The sequence below is a fragment of the Leptolyngbya sp. AS-A5 genome (assembly GCF_039962495.1).
Taxonomy (GTDB): Bacteria; Cyanobacteriota; Cyanobacteriia; order Leptolyngbyales; family Leptolyngbyaceae; genus Leptolyngbya.
Genome location: NZ_JAMPLL010000002.1, coordinates 64,369 through 80,607 on the forward strand (window position 1 = coordinate 64,369; position 16,239 = coordinate 80,607).

A 16,239-nucleotide genomic window follows, 5' to 3' on the forward strand; every position below is an offset into this window, starting at 1 on the left:
CTGAAGTAGGAAGATTGGCAGGTGCTAGGCGGAGCTATGAAACAAGGGAAAGGTGGGTTGCATCCAGCAGTTAAAGTTGCACTCTTTTCGACGGCTTTGACAGCGATCGTAGGAACTATTTTGCTTAAGGTGTTTCCGATCGAGATTTCGATCTCCTCTGGAACCCCGAACACGGTTCCGGTGATCAAGACTGCAAATTCACCCCCTGCCGACTCTGTGACCCCGCCTAAAGCCGAAAAGCCTGATCCTACCGCCCTCGCTGCAAGACAGGGCAATTTGCGGATTCGAAATCAATCCGATCACGCTGTTCGGGTTGCGCTTCTAGCCCGTCAGCCGAAAGAACCAAGCGCGAAGTCTAGCGACCCCCAAAAAGGATTCGCGCTTCCGGCGCATTGGGATTTCGCGCCCCAAGAAGGCAGTGAGTCGGGATTGCTAGTCGCGTTACCGAGCCGATCGATCCAACTCAAACGCGGCGACGTGCTGGTTGCCTTCGCTCAGGATGGCTCACAGCGCTATTGGGGGCCGTTTGTGGTGGGAGAGACAGATCAACCGGATTGGAACGCTCAAGCAGGCGAATGGGAGCTAGCCTTGGATAATTAGACACGGTACAGGCTCATCACTTCCGACAAGGGCAACCGGGACTGAGCCGCGATCGCTAAGTCTGAAATATGACCCCGATCTAAATGCTCCGATGCTGCACAGCCGATCATCGCGGCATTATCCGTACAAAATTTCATCGGTGGAAACATCACTTTGATGTTGTACGGTGCTGCTGCGGCTTGAAGTTGCTCTCGTAACCCGCGATTTGCCGCCACACCGCCCCCAACCGCGATCGTATTTAGTCCATAATCTCGTGCACAAGCGATCGCCCGTTTCGTCAGGGCACGAACGACCGTTGCTTGAAAACTTGCGGCGAGATCTGCGATCGGCAAGGGTTCCCCAGGTGCTTCAAGCCGCTGAGTTAACCGCAACACTGCCGTTTTCAACCCGCTAAAACTCGAATCATAGGGATGAAATCCTCCTTCCGGTCGCGAAATCTGGCCTTCAGGAAGCGCGAATGCTTTTGGATTACCTTCGGCTGCAAGCCGATCAATGATCGGGCCTCCCGGATACCCTAGCTTCAATAATCGAGCTACTTTATCAAAGGCTTCTCCAGCCGCATCATCACGGGTTTGACCTAGCACCTCATACCGGCCGCAATCTTTGACGTAAATTAAGCTGGTATGCCCCCCAGATACTAGCAAGCAAAGAAACGGCGGCTCCAAGTCAGGATCGCTCAAATACGAGGCGTAAATATGTCCCTCCAAGTGATGCACCCCGATAAACGGCTTGTCATGCACGATCGACAAAGTTTTCGCCGCCGTCAATCCGACCAAAAGCGCCCCAACTAATCCAGGGGTGCAAGTCCCCGCAATTCCGTCAATTTCCGACCAATCAAGACCCGATTCCGTGAAGCACTGGTCGATCGCTTGATTCACGATTTCGACGTGCTGACGCGAGGCGACTTCGGGCACAACGCCGCCGTATTGCTGGTGAATTGCGATCTGTGACGAAACAACGCTACTCAAAATGTGACGATTTTTTACGATCGCCACCGCAGTTTCGTCACAACTTGTTTCAATTGCTAAGACCGTTGCCATTTGCTGGTAGGTTTTGGGAGTAGGTGACTGTTTACAGTCGCTCAACGAGAATGAGCTAGGCTGGTTTTCTAGTTTAGCGCTCCACTCATCTTGTGCAAAAAATCAACTTTTTGACACAATCCTCCTTTGTAATCCGTCAATAAAGGGAAACAATTCCATGCAACGATTGTTTGCTCTAGTGCTTGCCATTTTCCTTGGGCTTGGCTTTGTCAACGTCCAGCCCGCCCACGCTTATAATCTGACTCCTTGCAGCGAAAACGAAGTGTTTGCCCAACGAATCCAAGATTCGCAAAACGCAACCGCTCGTCGTCGCCTAGAGCTTTACGCAGAACATGGCCTGCTCTGCGGTAAAGACGATGGACTGCCCCACTTGATCACCGATGGCAACCTCAAGCACGTCGGAGAATTCACGCTTCCGGGTCTGCTCTTTCTGTACATCGCAGGCTGGATCGGCTACTCTGGTCGGTCTTACCTGAATGCCGCAAAGAAAGCAGGCAATCCTGAAGAAAAAGAAATCATCATCGATGTGCCTTTGGCAATTAGCTGCGTTTTGCCTGCATTGCTGTGGCCGCTTCTCTCGATCCAGGAACTCCTTGCGGGTACCCTGATTGAGCGTGACGATCGTATTCCTGTAGGTGCTGACTCGCTGCTGCTGAATCGAACTGACAAGCGGAAAATGCCCTCACAGGCACGCTAATTTCTGCGCCTCGCGGTGAAAGCAAATTTTGCACTATCCGCCGCGAGTGCGATCGAAACAGGTCGTCAACTATCCACTTCTGTTTGGAGATTATCTATGGCAAGATATCTTTCCTTGAATGCTCTGTTAGGGGTTGTAACCCTCAGTGTTCTCCTAACCGCATTTATCTTGATTAACTGGGTTGCACCGGACTTGCTGTTCTTGTTCCAGTAAGCCCCAAGTGACTTGAAATGGGCAGTTAGCTCGTTGCTAGAGCAAGTACCTTGTACTCTAGTAGGTGTAGCCAACTGCCCATTCTTGTGTGATGAATCCTGAAGCCGAAATCCGGCGACTGCTCGACGTGATGCCTGCATCCGGTCGGATGTTCGCCAAAATTGTGAGTAAACCCGATCAAAGAGCCGTGATCGACGCTCCCGCACCGCTTCCGTGGACGAGCGATCGACCGATTTACATCAATTTCGATCTGTGGAGTCGATTGTCGCGATCGCAGCGAGATTTGTTAATTTTACGAACCGTGAATTGGAGTCTTGGGATTCGATGGCTCCAACCTTCCCCGATGTTAGGCTTAACTGTATTAGGCGCGATCGGGCTGGGAATCGAATTCGCTCAGCAAGATTTTGTCGGAGTTGCCGCTGCCAGTGGATTAAGTGCGATCGCTCTATTTCAAATCTGGCGCGACAGTAAAAGCTCGCGCGTTGAGCTTGATGCAGATGAGAAAGCAATCAAAATTGCTCAGCGACGCGGATATGCAGAAACAGAGGCAGCACAAGCGTTATGTAGCGCGATCGAGTCGGTGGCGCAAAATGAACGGCGGATGTTGAACTTTGTGGAATTACTTCGATGTCAAGCCTTGAGAGCGATCGGCGGACTCTCTCCGGTTGGCATTCCAGACGAACTGCGGCGCGAGTAGATTGCGTGAGCGTTTTACCCAGTTGCCGGGAAATCTATCAATACAAACTCACGCGATTTCTTTTAATCAGGCATTTGCTCTGATTTTGGGTTTTCCGCATACGATGAGTTTGTCGCAGAGATAGCAGACAACTGCGCCGTTCATGACCCACGATCGCACTCGATGTGTCCCTTTATGGCTGAAATGGCAACCCAAACTTCCCCAACTCGGAGTGTCGATGTCAAATTTGATGTCGAACTGCAAAAAGTCACCAAGGTGTACAACGGCGAACCCGCAGTGCGCGGAATCGATTTGAGCATTCGACGCGGTGAGTTTTTTAGCATCTTGGGGCCTTCTGGTTGCGGCAAAACTACAACCCTGCGAATGATTGCGGGATTTGAACAGCCTTCAGCCGGAGATATCTTAATTCGCGATCGCTCGATGGTGAATGTTCCCCCGTACAATCGTCCTGCAAATACAGTGTTCCAGAGCTATGCACTATTCGGACACATGACCGTCTGGGAGAACATTGCATTCGGGTTAAAGATTCAGCGCTGTTCGCGATCGGAGATTCAAGATCGAGTCCGAGACGCGCTCAAATTAGTCAAGCTCGAATCGCTTGCAAATCGATTTCCAGCACAGCTTTCTGGCGGACAACAGCAACGGGTTGCCGTAGCGCGGGCATTAATCAATCGTCCTGCCGTATTGCTGCTCGATGAACCGCTCGGAGCCTTGGATCTGAAATTACGCAAGGAGATGCAGGTCGAACTCTCAACCTTACACCGAGAGCTAGGTATTACCTTTGTGATGGTAACGCACGACCAAGAAGAAGCGCTTTCCTTGTCCGATCGCATTGCCATCATGAATCTGGGCAAAGTCGAGCAGGTTGGTACACCAGAGCAGGTTTACGATCGACCTCAAACCGCTTTCGTTGCAAACTTCATTGGTGATACCAATCTATTGCGCGGCAAAATCGAAGGCGCACATCCTCAAACACTCTGGATCAGAACCGAAACTGGAATCAAGCTCACGGTGCAGCAGAGCGCCAATCGGCTTACATCGGGATGGGTGATGGTGAGTGTACGCCCTGAAAAAATTCAGATTGCTTTAGCTCCGGTGGGCGATACAGCGAATTGTTTTGCAGGTCGATTACAGGATGTGATGTACTTGGGAACGCATGTCCATTGTTTTGTGCAGCTAAAGTCGGGCGATCGTATCATTGTTCGCCAGCCTACGTCATTCAGCCTTCCGAGCGCTGATGCTCCCATCTATGTGCATTGGGATGCCGCCGACAGTTTAGCGTTATCCGAATCGTAGGAGGCGCAAATGTCGTATTCTCGCCGTCGATTTTTGAAAACTGCCGCAGCAGGATTCTCTGGGGTTGCACTGTCTAGCTGCGGTTGGACGCTGGCAAAGGTGCAGACCGATCGAGTAATGGCGACTGCCTCCGATGAGCTACACATCTACACTTGGGCAAACTACATCGATCAGGAATTGATTGATGCCTTTCGTGCCAAAACGGGAATCAAAGTCACCTTCGATGTGTTTGACTCTAATGAGATGATGCTGGCAACGTTCCAGGCGGGAAAAGCGGGAATTTACAGCGTGATTTATCCTTCTGACTACAAAGTGACGGAGATGATTCGACTCGGCTATCTTGCTGAGTTGGATCATCTCCGGTTAGAGAGCCTAAACAATCTATTACCTCGATTCCAGAGAACAACACATGATCTGGGAAATCGCTACAGTGTTCCAATGAGTTGGGGAACCACGGGCTTACTCTACAACAGCGAGAAGATTACCAACTCTCTAACCGATTGGAACTATCTTTGGGAGAACAAAGACAAGCTAAAGCGGCGAATTACTTTGATCAATGATGTGCGAGAAGTTTTGGGTGCAACTCTACGATCGCTCGCTTATTCCTACAATTCCAAGAATCCAGCAGAACTGCAAAAAGCCTACGATCGTCTTCAAGAACTAAAGCCTGCGATCGCAACATTCACAACGAATGGCTGGCGCGATCAATTGATTGCAGGTGACTTGTCAATCGCAATGGCATATTCATCGGATGCCCTGCTTGCGATTAGTCAAGAACCCAAGCTGAGATATGTAATTCCTGCCAGTGGCACTTCGATCTGGAGCGATACGATGGTGATTCCGAAAACGGCTCCAAATCCTGATGCAGCTTATGCTTGGATTGAGTTTATGTTAAGACCCGAAGTAGCCGCGAAGGTGACAGAACGATTGTCTTTTGCGACCACAAACCAAGCTGCGATCGCAAAATTACCGGAAGCACTTCGATCTAATCCAGGTATGTTTCCGTCAACCGAGATTATTGATAAATCAGAGTCAATTTTGCCAATGGAGCGGACGGTTTTAGAGGCATACGATCGCTATTGGACAAAGTTAACCAGCAGTTAGTCATTTGCTGTAGGGTTGTTCGAGCCGAAGTAATATGTGAACAGCTAGTCAATCTACTGTTCTAAATCCTAGAATTAGACCGAGACAGTCGATCTAATACCCGGAGTCGGAATATTATGCTGACGGGTGGAATCCAGATAGAGCAAAGCCAAACTACGAAAAGCACAATGTTTCTTTTGAGGAAGCTGCTACCGTGATGGAAGATGAACTACGCCCTGAATACGACTTTTCTCAATTCGAAGGGGGTGTAAGAGGTAAGTATGTTGAGCGTTATCGAGCAGGGACAAATTTAGTTCTTCTTGATCCTGATGTCGCTCAAGCATTCCCGACTAAAGATGCTGTAAATGAAGCGTTGCGGTTATTGATGCAAGTTGCTCAGCGTCAGCCAGCTAACAATAATCCCGTTGCATCCGACTGTCTAGAAATGGTTAGTCAGGTTCGAGAAGATGTTAGCGGCGGGTGATCAGGCGTATCAGCAAGTTAGGTTCCGGGGCGCGATCGCAGTTCCTCATCCATAAATGATCGATCGCCCAAAATCTTTAATTTTGGCCCGTACTTGCCAAACTCGACGACGCTGATCGACGCAGCAGGGGTATCAATACGATCGCGGTATCGTCCTAAATCAATTCCTAGCAATCCACAAAGCATGATCCGTATCGTTGCTTTATGTGAGACGACTAGCACATTGCCATCTGAATATTTTGCTTCAATTTCAGCAATCACCAATTCAGAGCGGCTGACGATTTGAACGGCGGTTTCTCCTCCTGGCGGAGCATTCCAAGCAGGTTCCGTCATCCAGTGAATATAGGTTTCTTGATCATGTTCTTTGACATAATCTTGCGTTTTTCCTTCCCATTCACCGTATTCAATCTCTCGTAATCCATCTCGCAATTGCATTTCTAATCCAACAGCTTCACAGAGCGGTTTCGCCGTTGCGATCGTGCGTTTCATCGGGCTGACATACGCAGCTTTCCAATCGAGTTTGGAGTAAGCTTTGCCGAAGGCGATCGCCATCTGTAAGCCTTCGTCGGTGAGATCAGGATCAAGTGAGCCACAGAAGCCCCCGGTTTGACTGTAGGTGGTTTCTCCATGACGCAGAAAATAAAGCGTTAAAGCCATAGGAATCGAAGAAGTTTAGGAGAGCGTTGAACTTTTTCAGGTTGCAACAATTGAACAGAACTTACATCAGTGATTCGGGGCAATGAATTGAACAAGGCTCTCCCGGCGGACAGACTTTGAGCGGCGGAACGTTCCAAATGGTTTGGGTGTATTCGTGAATAGCGCGATCGGATGAGAATTTACCCATCCGCGCTGTGTTCAAGATCGACATCCGTACCCAGTGGTCTTGATTGCGAAATGCTTCGCCCACTCGCTCTTGAGCTTCGACATACGATCGGTAGTCTGCCAGAAGCATAAAGGGATCTGGTGACCATAGTGAGTCAATGAGCGGCTTGAACAGTGTAGAATCGCCCTTCGAGAAAAAGCCCGACGCAATTTGATCGATCGCCTGCTTCAATTCCGGGTTCTCGTTGTAATACTTCATCGGTTGATAGCCTTCTGCTTTGAGAACTGCTACTTCTGAGGCGGTTAGCCCGAATAGGAAGAAATTTTCTGCACCGACTTCTTCCCGGATTTCGATGTTTGCGCCGTCGAGCGTTCCGATCGTCAGCGCCCCGTTCATCGAGAATTTCATATTTCCGGTTCCCGATGCTTCTTTTCCGGCGGTTGAAATCTGCTCAGACAAATCGGCAGCCGGATAGACGCGTTGAGCGAATTTGACGTTGTAGTCCTTGAGAAAAACGACTTTGATTCGTCCTCGCACGTCTGGATCGGTGTTGATTACATCGGCGATCGAGTTAATTAATTTAATAATCAACTTCGCCATCTTGTAGCCAGGTGCAGCTTTACCGCCAAAAATAAAGGTGCGTGGAGTCACGTCTAGATCAGGATTTGCTTTGATGCGATTATATAAAGTAATAATGTGCAATACATTCAAATGCTGGCGTTTGTATTCATGGAAACGCTTCGATTGAATGTCAAAAATTGAGTTTACATCGACTTCAATCTCATTCTCACGCTGAATATAGTTTGCAAGATCCTGCTTAATCGCTTGCTTAATTTGCTTCCATTCATCGCGGAACTGCGGATCATCAACAAACTGTTCTAGCTTGCGGAGTTCGTTGAGATTCTTAATCCAGTTTTCACCAATTTTACTGGTAATCAAGTGTGAGAGCCTGGGATTGCTCAGCACCATAAATCGTCTGGGCGTAACTCCATTCGTTTTATTGTTGAATCGCTCCGGATACATCTCAGCAAAGTCGCGCAGCACATCTTGCTTGAGAAGCTGAGTATGCAATTCAGCCACCCCATTGATCGAATAACTGCCAACGGTTGCCAAATTTGCCATTCGCACATATCGCTCCCCCGATTCATCAATCAAAGACATCCGCCGAATGCGATCGAGATCATTCGGGAATTTCTGCCGTACTTCATCTAAGAATCGCGCATTGATGTCATAAATAATTTCTAGATGTCGCGGCAGCAATGACCCAAATAGACCGATCGACCAGCGCTCCAAGGCTTCAGGCAACAGCGTATGATTCGTGTAGGCAAACGTATTGCGGGTAACGTGCCAAGCAACATCCCACTCCAAGCCATGCACATCAATCAACAATCGCATTAATTCAGCAACCGCGATCGCTGGATGTGTGTCGTTCAACTGAAACGTGAAGTATTCGTGCAGCTTTTCGATCGGCATTCTCCTTTGTTCATGATGAGTCCGGATCACATCTTGCAGCGAACAAGACACGAAAAAGAACTGTTGCTCTAACCGCAATTGTTTTCCTTGGACTTGCTCATCGTTTGGATAAAGCACCTTTGACAAGTTCTCGGAAGCCATTTTGCTGCCCACTGCACCGTAGTAGTTCCCGGAGTTAAACGCTGCGAAGTCAAAAGACTCGACCGCTTGGGCTGACCAGAGCCGTAAGGTGTTTGCAGTGTCGGTTTTGTAGCCGAGAATCGGTGTATCGTAGGGAACTCCCTTTAAGACACGATTGGGAATCCATCTGACACGGTTGCGCCCCTGCTCATCGGTGTAGCGCTCAGTCCATCCGCCGAGTTGAATTTCGACTGCCCATTCTGGTCGCGCTAGTTCCCAGGGATTGCCGTTTTTGAGCCATTTGTCGGTAATTTCAACTTGCCAACCGTCGCGGATATCCTGATCAAAAATGCCAAACTCATAGCGAATTCCGTAGCCGATCGCGGGAATTTCTAATGTCGCCATCGAATCGAGATAACACGCCGCTAATCGTCCCAAACCGCCATTGCCTAATCCCGGTTCTTCTTCTTGCGCCAGCAGTTCATCAAAATTCAATCCCAACTCTTGCGTTGCTTGCCGCATTTGATCATAGATATCTAAGTTGATCAAATTGTTGCCCAGGTGCGGCCCCAACAAGAATTCTGCCGAGAGATAGCACACTTGGCGCGGCTGTACTTTTGTGTAGGTTTGCGTGGTGATTAGCCAACTTCGGAGTAAGCGATCGCGTACCGTATAGGCTAACGCCATGTAGTAATCATTCAGCGCCGCGATTTCTGGAAACTTCCCTTGGACATAAAACAAGTTATTCAGAACTGATCGTTTGAGCGTGTCCACATCGAGTCCGGTACGATCGTCGCGAAGTAGCTCGTCTGTGGTTGGAAGTTGAATCTCTTCGGCTTGCATAAGTTTGGCGCGGTAATAGAACGATCGGATAAAAAATTAGTTAGAAATGACAGACTGCCGATACGGTAGCAAAAAAAGCTATTGTTCAAACCATAAATCATCCTTAAGTCGGAGCAGTTAGGTAAGCCGCCCAATCCACAATCAACCCCAGTTCACAATCAGTCCCAATTCATAATCAGTCCCAATTCACAATCAGCAAAGGTTTGAACTTAGAGATTTATTCCACGGTTGCGAAAGTAGTGGACAATGAACTTGCCAGCTAAAACTTTGACGTGAGAAAAGAGAGCTACTGGAATGACCCTTAACACCGTGACAACACAGCCGTTTTCCGATCAAAAGCCTGGAACTTCTGGCTTGCGGAAACTCGTAACGGTCTTTCAACAACCCCACTATCTTGAGAATTTCGTTCAGGCGATCTTCGATAGCATTGGTGATTTTGCCGGACAAACACTGGTCTTAGGGGGCGATGGTCGCTTTTATAACCGTCAAGCGATTCAAATTATCTTAAAAATGGCGGCTGCCAATGGCTTTGGACGGGTGAAAGTGGGTCAGGGCGGGATTCTTTCAACGCCTGCGACTTCTGCTGTGATTCGTAAATACAATGCGTTCGGCGGCATCATTCTTTCAGCCAGTCACAATCCCGGCGGAGCGGATGGCGATTTTGGAATTAAGTACAACATTGGAAATGGCGGCCCTGCTCCAGAGAAAGTTACTGAAGCAATTTACGATCGCAGTAAAACCATCACCGAATACAAAATCTTCGACGCTCCGGATGTCAATTTAGATATCCTTGGAACCACTCAACTGGAAAAAATGACCGTTGAAGTGATTGATTCAGTGATTGATTATGCAGCACTGATGGAATCGCTGTTTGATTTCGATCGTATCCGCCAATTATTCACAGGCGGCAAGTTTCGGATGTGCATGGATTCGCTTCATGCAGTGACGGGATCTTATGCCCACGCGATTTTTGAACAGCGATTGGGCGCACCCAGGGGAACAGTGCAGAATGGCATGCCGCTTGAAGATTTTGGCGGCGGACATCCTGATCCAAACTTGGTGTACGCGCATGATTTAGTCGAAGTGATGTTCGGAGAGAATGCACCGGATTTCGGGGCGGCTTCGGATGGAGATGGCGATCGCAATATGATTTTGGGTCGTCGCTTTTTTGTCACACCGAGCGATAGTTTGGCGGTTCTAGCGGCAAATGCCACCTTAGTTCCGGGATATCGGAATGGAATTGCGGGAATTGCGCGATCAATGCCAACTTCGCAAGCACCCGATCGCGTGGCGGAAAAACTCGGAGTCGATTGCTATGAAACGCCGACTGGATGGAAGTTTTTCGGGAATTTGCTCGATGCGGGTAAAGTTACACTCTGCGGCGAAGAAAGTTTTGGCACCGGATCGAATCACATTCGTGAAAAAGACGGATTGTGGGCGGTATTGTTCTGGTTAAATATTTTGGCAGTGAAGCAGCAATCGGTTGAAGAATTGATGCGTGAACACTGGCGGACTTATGGACGGAACTACTATTCTCGTCATGATTATGAAGCGATCGACAGCGATCGGGCAAACACCTTAATTACTCAACTGCGAGACAAGTTGCCAACGCTAAAAGGTCAAAAGTTTGGTAGTTATGAAGTCGCCTACAGCGATGACTTTAGCTATACTGACCCGATCGATGGCAGTGTGAGCCAGAAACAAGGGGTTCGCATTGGCTTTACGGATGGTTCACGGATTGTGTTCCGATTGTCGGGAACAGGAACTCAGGGCGCGACCTTGCGACTGTATGTAGAACGGTATGAGGCTGATCCAGCAAAACACAATGCTGATCCACAAGATGCGCTGGCGGATTTGATCCAGATTGCGGATTCGGTGGCTCAGATTAAGTCGTTGACCGGAATGGACAAACCGACGGTGATTACTTGAGGGTTAGTCGATTACCCGATGGAGCTTCGCCCCCTAAATCCCCCATTCATGGGGGATTTAGGGGGCCGGAGAATTCATTCAGTTTGGGAAATTCCTGGTTCTCCAAGTCCCCCACGAGTGGGGGATTTAGGGGACTAGAAAGAACCCAAACGCAGCGACAAAACCCTAATGTCGCCCAAACGCAATTCTTCTCTACCCAATATGACTCGTCGCATTCTCGCCCCCCTTGCAAGCCTGCTTCTCACGCTTACAACTGCGATCGCACCTGCACAAAGCCTCACAGTTCCGATTGCCACCTCTGAAGCTCGAATTCGCCAGCGACAGGAACAATTAAACCTCATCACACCCGCAGCTTACGATTTGACGCGCTACCCAGTTGTAGACTCTAACGAAACTCACTGGCGCAAACTGCTCTGGGCAACGGCAGTGATTGAGCCGCAAGATACTTACATCCGAGAGACGATCGCCCAAATTCTCACCCTCACGCCACAAAATCTCACACCTGCTCAAGCCCGTACCGTCGAAATGGCGCTACAGGTCGGGACACAGCTTTATCTCAGCAAGCCGACTCCGAACTTACAGCAACAATTCATTCAAACGATCGCCCAAAGTTCTAATCCCCGATGGGTTGCGATGTCTCTGTCTGCACTGGCAAAATCAGGCACGAGTGTAACAGAACAACAACAGTTAATTAACTTCATTGCACAACGCTTTCCACGCTGGTCTGAGAATGTAAGCCTTTACACAACAATTACAGAACTCACAGCACCGACGCGCATCCCACCGATTAGAGATTTACTCGTCTGGACGATCGTTCCGAATCAACAGCAGCTTTATGTTTTTTGTAATCGCGATCGTTCTCAATTGTGTTCCGCTTTTCTCAAAGATCAGCGAGGGCGATTTGTGCGGGAAAATGGGCGACTGTGGACGATGCCATTGTTAACGCGATCGCTGCATAATCTCTCCTGGAATTTCTCACGCGGTTACACACCGCAAGGTATTTACCGCATCGAAGGAACGATTCCACAACCTGATACAGATTTCTTTCGTGCCTATGGCTTTTATTCCTTAGTCCAGCTATTCGCACCGCTTGAACCCGGAGTCAAAGAATTCATTCCCGGGCGCAAAGGAACACTAGCTGGAAAGCTGGATGGATATAACGCATTACTGCCTCCAAGCTGGCGCAGCTATTTTCCAATTCAAGCAAGTTACTGGGCGGGAATGGCTGGACGCAACTTGTTCAGAATTCACGGAAGCGGAGAAAATCCAAGCTTCTTTACCAACAATCAGCGCTACCTGCAAAGTCGCGGCTGGAATCCTGCGATCGGCTGTCTTTCTGCACTGGAACTCTACGACAGCAACGGACGACTGCGATCGGCTCATATGCCCGGATTGTTAAATAAGCTCGGAGCAAAGCCAACCGGATATCTAATTGTTGTAGAATCACCCAACACCCCTGCTGCGATTTCTGCTCAGATTGAAGCCCTTTCCCGTTAGCTTATGCGTATCTTTAGTGTTCTACTCTCGCTTGCGGTTGTTGTCGGAACGGCGGAATTGTCAGTTGCTCAATCTGCCGCAGACTATCGCCAACGAGGAATTCAGTACCGCAATCAAGAACAATTCGAGAGCGCGATCGCAGCCTTTGAAAAAGCCGTTGAACTCGATCCCAAAAACCTTGCAGGTCGAATTGGTCTAGGTTGGACATTGCACTTGGCGAATCGTCGCCCAGAAGCAATTGGTATGCTACAAAGCGCAATTCCCTACAATCCATTCAACATTGAGACCTTTAATGCGTTGGGGATTGCCTATCTGGTAAATGGCGATCTTTCTCAGGCTGTAGCAACACACACTTGGGCAACCATGCTCAATCCAAACAATGAAATCCCTTACTACAATCTGAGCTTATCTTATGAGCGATTAGCAATGTATGATTGGTCGATCGAATGTGCGAAACGCGCTGCTGAACTAGAACCAAACAATCCGCACCCTTGGATTGCACTCGCTATTGCTTATCAAGGTCAGGGCGATAAAGTCTCTGCTCAACAGATTTTTCAGCAAGCCATTACTGTTGATCCGAGATATGCCGATCGTAGCTCTCTCACCTATCTTGCCAGAGCAGGCTTTAGCTCAGAGCAAATTAAAACTGCCCAGCAACTTCTTGCCGCCAGGTAACTATGCAATTCACCTACCACACTCCACAACATCCCGATGAGATCAAGCAATTAGGCAAGATTCTAACGCAATGTTTTAATGCGCCTGCACTCGATGAACCTGTTTACCTCAATCGAATTGGCATCGAGAACACTCGCATCTTACGCACCAATGATCAGATTGTCGGAGGATTGGGCTTACTGCATCTAGGACAGTGGTACAACGGTGCGAACATTCCAATGGTCGGAGTGGCTGCGGTTGGCATTGCACCAGAATATCGTGGTAAAGGAACTGCGATCGCGCTCCTGCAATCTGTTCTGCAAGAACTTTATAGCAAAGAAACGCCAATCTCAGTTTTATTCTCGGCGGCTCAACCTTTGTATCGCAAAGCAGGCTATGAACAGGCGGGAACGCTTTGTCATTGGGAAGTTTCAACGGCGAGTATTCAGAGCAAACAACATACATTAGAGGTACGATCGCTTAGCTTAGACTCTGAGATGTTTGCTGAACTGTACAATCAGCAAGCTTGCTTGAATCAAGGATTTCTCGATCGCAATGCTGTGATCTGGCAGATGCTCAAGCATTCTGAGTCCCCGATGTATGCTTATCAGTTTGAGAACGAAGGGTATATCATTTTTCAACAGCAACAGGATTGTTTGATCATCAGAGATTGGGTGTTATTAACCCCTGCGGCTGTCAAACAGTTCTGGACATTCCTAGCAAATCATCTATCCCAGATCGATCGCATTGAATGGAAGAGTGCCCCAGTTGATGCTTTGAGCTTATGTTTACCGGATCAAACTGCTAAAGTTAAATGGATAAAGCCCTGGATGCTCCGAATTGTTCATCTACAAAGAGCGCTAGAACTGCGAAACTATCCAAACATCAACGCTGAACTTCATTTAGACATTCAAGATGCGATGTTGCCCAACAATCAAGGTAAGTTCATTCTGAGCGTGGAGAATGGTCGTGGTACTGTAACATCCGGTGGACGTGGAGAGTTACACCTTGAGATTCGATCGCTTTCACCCCTCTACACTGGACTATTCACCGCAGAACAATTAGTACTCGCATCACTCCTCACTGGAACACCCGAAGCCATTCAAACTGCGGCTCAAATCTTTGCCAGCCCTACCCCGTGGATGCCAGATTTCTTTTAGCAGACCCATGCAGTGGTACGATGAACCACGTAGTTTGTCTTTGCGCCTGTTATGTCTTCTGCGATCGAGCTTCGTGTCACCGATACCCACCATGATTTAGTGATTCAGCGTCCGGCTGGAGGTGTCTCGCTGCAAGGTCGAATTCGCATTCCCGGAGACAAATCGATTTCGCATCGTGCCTTGATGTTGGGAGCATTGGCGCAAGGAGAAACTATCATTCGAGGCTTGTTGTTAGGCGAAGATCCGCGCAGTACAGCCGAATGTTTTCGCGCAATGGGAGCGGAAATTTCGGAGTTGAACACCGAAGAAGTCCGGGTGAAAGGGATTGGATTGGGCAATCTGATTGAACCCGTAGATGTTCTGAATGCAGGAAATTCTGGGACAACTTTACGATTAATGCTCGGAATTCTGGCATCTCATCCCGATCGCTTCTTCACTGTCACCGGAGATAGTTCACTACGATCGCGCCCGATGTCCCGCGTGGTCAAACCCCTTCAGCAAATGGGCGCACAAATTTGGGGACGCAAACAAAATTCGCTTGCACCGTTAGCAATTCAGGGACAAGCCTTAAAACCGCTTCACTATCATTCGCCGATCGCGTCTGCTCAGGTGAAATCCTGCATTCTTTTAGCAGGACTCATGACCGACGGACAAACCACAGTGACAGAGCCAGCTTTATCGCGGGATCACAGTGAGCGAATGTTACGGGCATTTGGAGCCGATCTCACGGTTAATCCTGAAACAAACAGCGTGACTGTGACCGGACAAGCAAAGCTGACTGGACAAACTGTGATTGTTCCGGGTGATATTAGTTCGGCTGCGTTTTGGCTGGTCGCGGGTGCGATCGTGCCCGGTTCTGATTTGACGATCGAGAATGTGGGCATCAATCCCACCCGCACCGGAGTTCTGGAAATTCTGGAACGCATGGGAGCAGATGTTACGATCGAAAACCAGCGCGAAGTCGCAGGCGAACCTGTGGCAGATCTGCGGGTGCGTCATAGCAAATTGAAAGCTTGTGAAATCTCTGGCGACGTGATTCCGAGATTGATTGATGAAATTCCCATTCTTGCGGTCGCTGCGGTGTTTGCTGAAGGAACCACGATCGTCAAAGATGCTGAAGAACTGCGGGTAAAAGAAAGCGATCGCATCACCGTCATGGCAACTCAACTGAATCAAATGGGTGCATCGGTTCGCGAACTTCCCGATGGCATGGAAATCACTGGAGGAACCGCGCTGAAAGGAACCGAAGTCGATAGTCATACTGATCATCGAATTGCGATGAGTTTAGCGATCGCGGCTTTGAATGCTGCTGGTACAACCACGATTCACCGAGCAGAAGCGGCGGCGATTTCTTATCCTGACTTCACGGCAACGCTGCAACGAGCGATCGCACGATGAATTTTGAAATTATTGGCGAAATTGATGACATTGAAACCATTGCAAACGGAAAAGGAATTCGAGACCTTGCTCGACTGCGGAAACAGTATGGCAAGGCGAAGTGGCGAAAATTAAAAGGAACAGCGATGATTAGGTTAGAGAGCGGAGATGTTCGTCTAGCTGAGCTACATTGGTATGAAGCGCATGGAATTGGGCGCAAGGAAATAAAACGTAAACGCTACTTGGATTAGAAC

At 48.8% G+C, this 16,239-nt stretch carries 15 protein-coding genes; 12 read left to right on the forward strand and 3 right to left on the reverse strand.

Features of this window, described 5'->3' with window-relative positions:
• Positions 1–36 precede the first annotated feature (36 nt).
• Entirely contained in the window at positions 37–600 is a 564-nt protein-coding gene (locus tag NC980_RS02795; protein WP_190379610.1) for a hypothetical protein, read from the forward strand.
• Here NC980_RS02795 and tsaD read toward each other — a convergent pair.
• Positions 597–1,640 (reverse strand): tRNA (adenosine(37)-N6)-threonylcarbamoyltransferase complex transferase subunit TsaD, encoded by a 1,044-nt coding sequence (gene tsaD / locus NC980_RS02800; RefSeq protein WP_190379611.1) that lies wholly within the window; start codon positions 1,638–1,640, stop codon positions 597–599. The two genes, NC980_RS02795 and tsaD, sit on opposite strands and share 4 nt — an antisense overlap.
• 157 nt (positions 1,641–1,797) lie before the next feature.
• Here tsaD and NC980_RS02805 point away from each other — a divergent pair, with 157 nt between their 5' ends.
• From NC980_RS02805 to NC980_RS02825, 5 genes are all read left to right on the forward strand, one after another.
• The gene (locus NC980_RS02805) at positions 1,798–2,337 is read left to right on the forward strand and encodes a Photosystem I reaction center subunit III (RefSeq protein WP_190379612.1); all 540 of its coding nucleotides are present in this window, start codon (positions 1,798–1,800) and stop codon (positions 2,335–2,337) included.
• Positions 2,338–2,641: 304 nt separating this feature from the next.
• On the forward strand, positions 2,642–3,247 hold the full coding sequence (locus NC980_RS02810) for a DUF3318 domain-containing protein (RefSeq protein ID WP_190379613.1): 606 nt from the start codon (positions 2,642–2,644) through the stop codon (positions 3,245–3,247).
• A 183-nt stretch (positions 3,248–3,430) separates the two neighbouring features.
• Positions 3,431–4,543, forward strand: a complete 1,113-nt coding sequence (locus NC980_RS02815; protein WP_190379949.1) for an ABC transporter ATP-binding protein — start codon at positions 3,431–3,433, stop codon at positions 4,541–4,543.
• Between the two features lie 9 nt (positions 4,544–4,552).
• The gene (locus NC980_RS02820) at positions 4,553–5,647 is read left to right on the forward strand and encodes a spermidine/putrescine ABC transporter substrate-binding protein (RefSeq protein ID WP_190379614.1); all 1,095 of its coding nucleotides are present in this window, start codon (positions 4,553–4,555) and stop codon (positions 5,645–5,647) included.
• Between the two features lie 196 nt (positions 5,648–5,843).
• Positions 5,844–6,110 carry a hypothetical protein gene (locus NC980_RS02825; RefSeq protein ID WP_190379615.1) on the forward strand — a complete coding sequence of 89 codons (267 nt, stop codon included), beginning with the start codon at positions 5,844–5,846 and terminating at the stop codon, positions 6,108–6,110.
• Between the two features lie 17 nt (positions 6,111–6,127).
• Here the strand turns inward: NC980_RS02825 and NC980_RS02830 are convergent, their stop codons facing one another.
• Positions 6,128–6,766, reverse strand: coding sequence for a histidine phosphatase family protein (locus tag NC980_RS02830; RefSeq protein WP_190379616.1), 639 nt, complete (start codon positions 6,764–6,766; stop codon positions 6,128–6,130).
• Between the two features lie 61 nt (positions 6,767–6,827).
• Positions 6,828–9,368 (reverse strand): glycogen/starch/alpha-glucan phosphorylase, encoded by a 2,541-nt coding sequence (locus tag NC980_RS02835; protein WP_190379617.1) that lies wholly within the window; start codon positions 9,366–9,368, stop codon positions 6,828–6,830.
• Between the two features lie 294 nt (positions 9,369–9,662).
• On the opposite strand from NC980_RS02835, the gene NC980_RS02840 reads away from it, so the two are divergent.
• The 6 genes from NC980_RS02840 (at position 9,663) to NC980_RS02865 (ending at position 16,236) form a co-directional block, all read left to right on the forward strand.
• Positions 9,663–11,297, forward strand: coding sequence for an alpha-D-glucose phosphate-specific phosphoglucomutase (locus tag NC980_RS02840; protein ID WP_190379618.1), 1,635 nt, complete (start codon positions 9,663–9,665; stop codon positions 11,295–11,297).
• 168 nt (positions 11,298–11,465) lie between these two features.
• Entirely contained in the window at positions 11,466–12,794 is a 1,329-nt protein-coding gene (locus tag NC980_RS02845) for a hypothetical protein (protein WP_242027229.1), read from the forward strand.
• Between the two features lie 3 nt (positions 12,795–12,797).
• Complete coding sequence (locus NC980_RS02850) at positions 12,798–13,469, forward strand: tetratricopeptide repeat protein (protein WP_190379619.1); 672 nt, start codon at positions 12,798–12,800, stop codon at positions 13,467–13,469.
• A gap of 2 nt (positions 13,470–13,471) precedes the next feature.
• Entirely contained in the window at positions 13,472–14,608 is a 1,137-nt protein-coding gene (locus tag NC980_RS02855) for a GNAT family N-acetyltransferase (RefSeq protein ID WP_190379620.1), read from the forward strand.
• 51 nt (positions 14,609–14,659) lie between these two features.
• Positions 14,660–16,006 (forward strand): 3-phosphoshikimate 1-carboxyvinyltransferase, encoded by a 1,347-nt coding sequence (gene aroA, locus NC980_RS02860; RefSeq protein ID WP_190379621.1) that lies wholly within the window; start codon positions 14,660–14,662, stop codon positions 16,004–16,006.
• The gene (locus NC980_RS02865; protein WP_190379622.1) at positions 16,003–16,236 is read left to right on the forward strand and encodes a hypothetical protein; all 234 of its coding nucleotides are present in this window, start codon (positions 16,003–16,005) and stop codon (positions 16,234–16,236) included. The genes aroA and NC980_RS02865 overlap by 4 nt, the downstream gene beginning before the upstream one ends.
• The last annotated feature ends 3 nt before the right edge of the window (positions 16,237–16,239 follow it).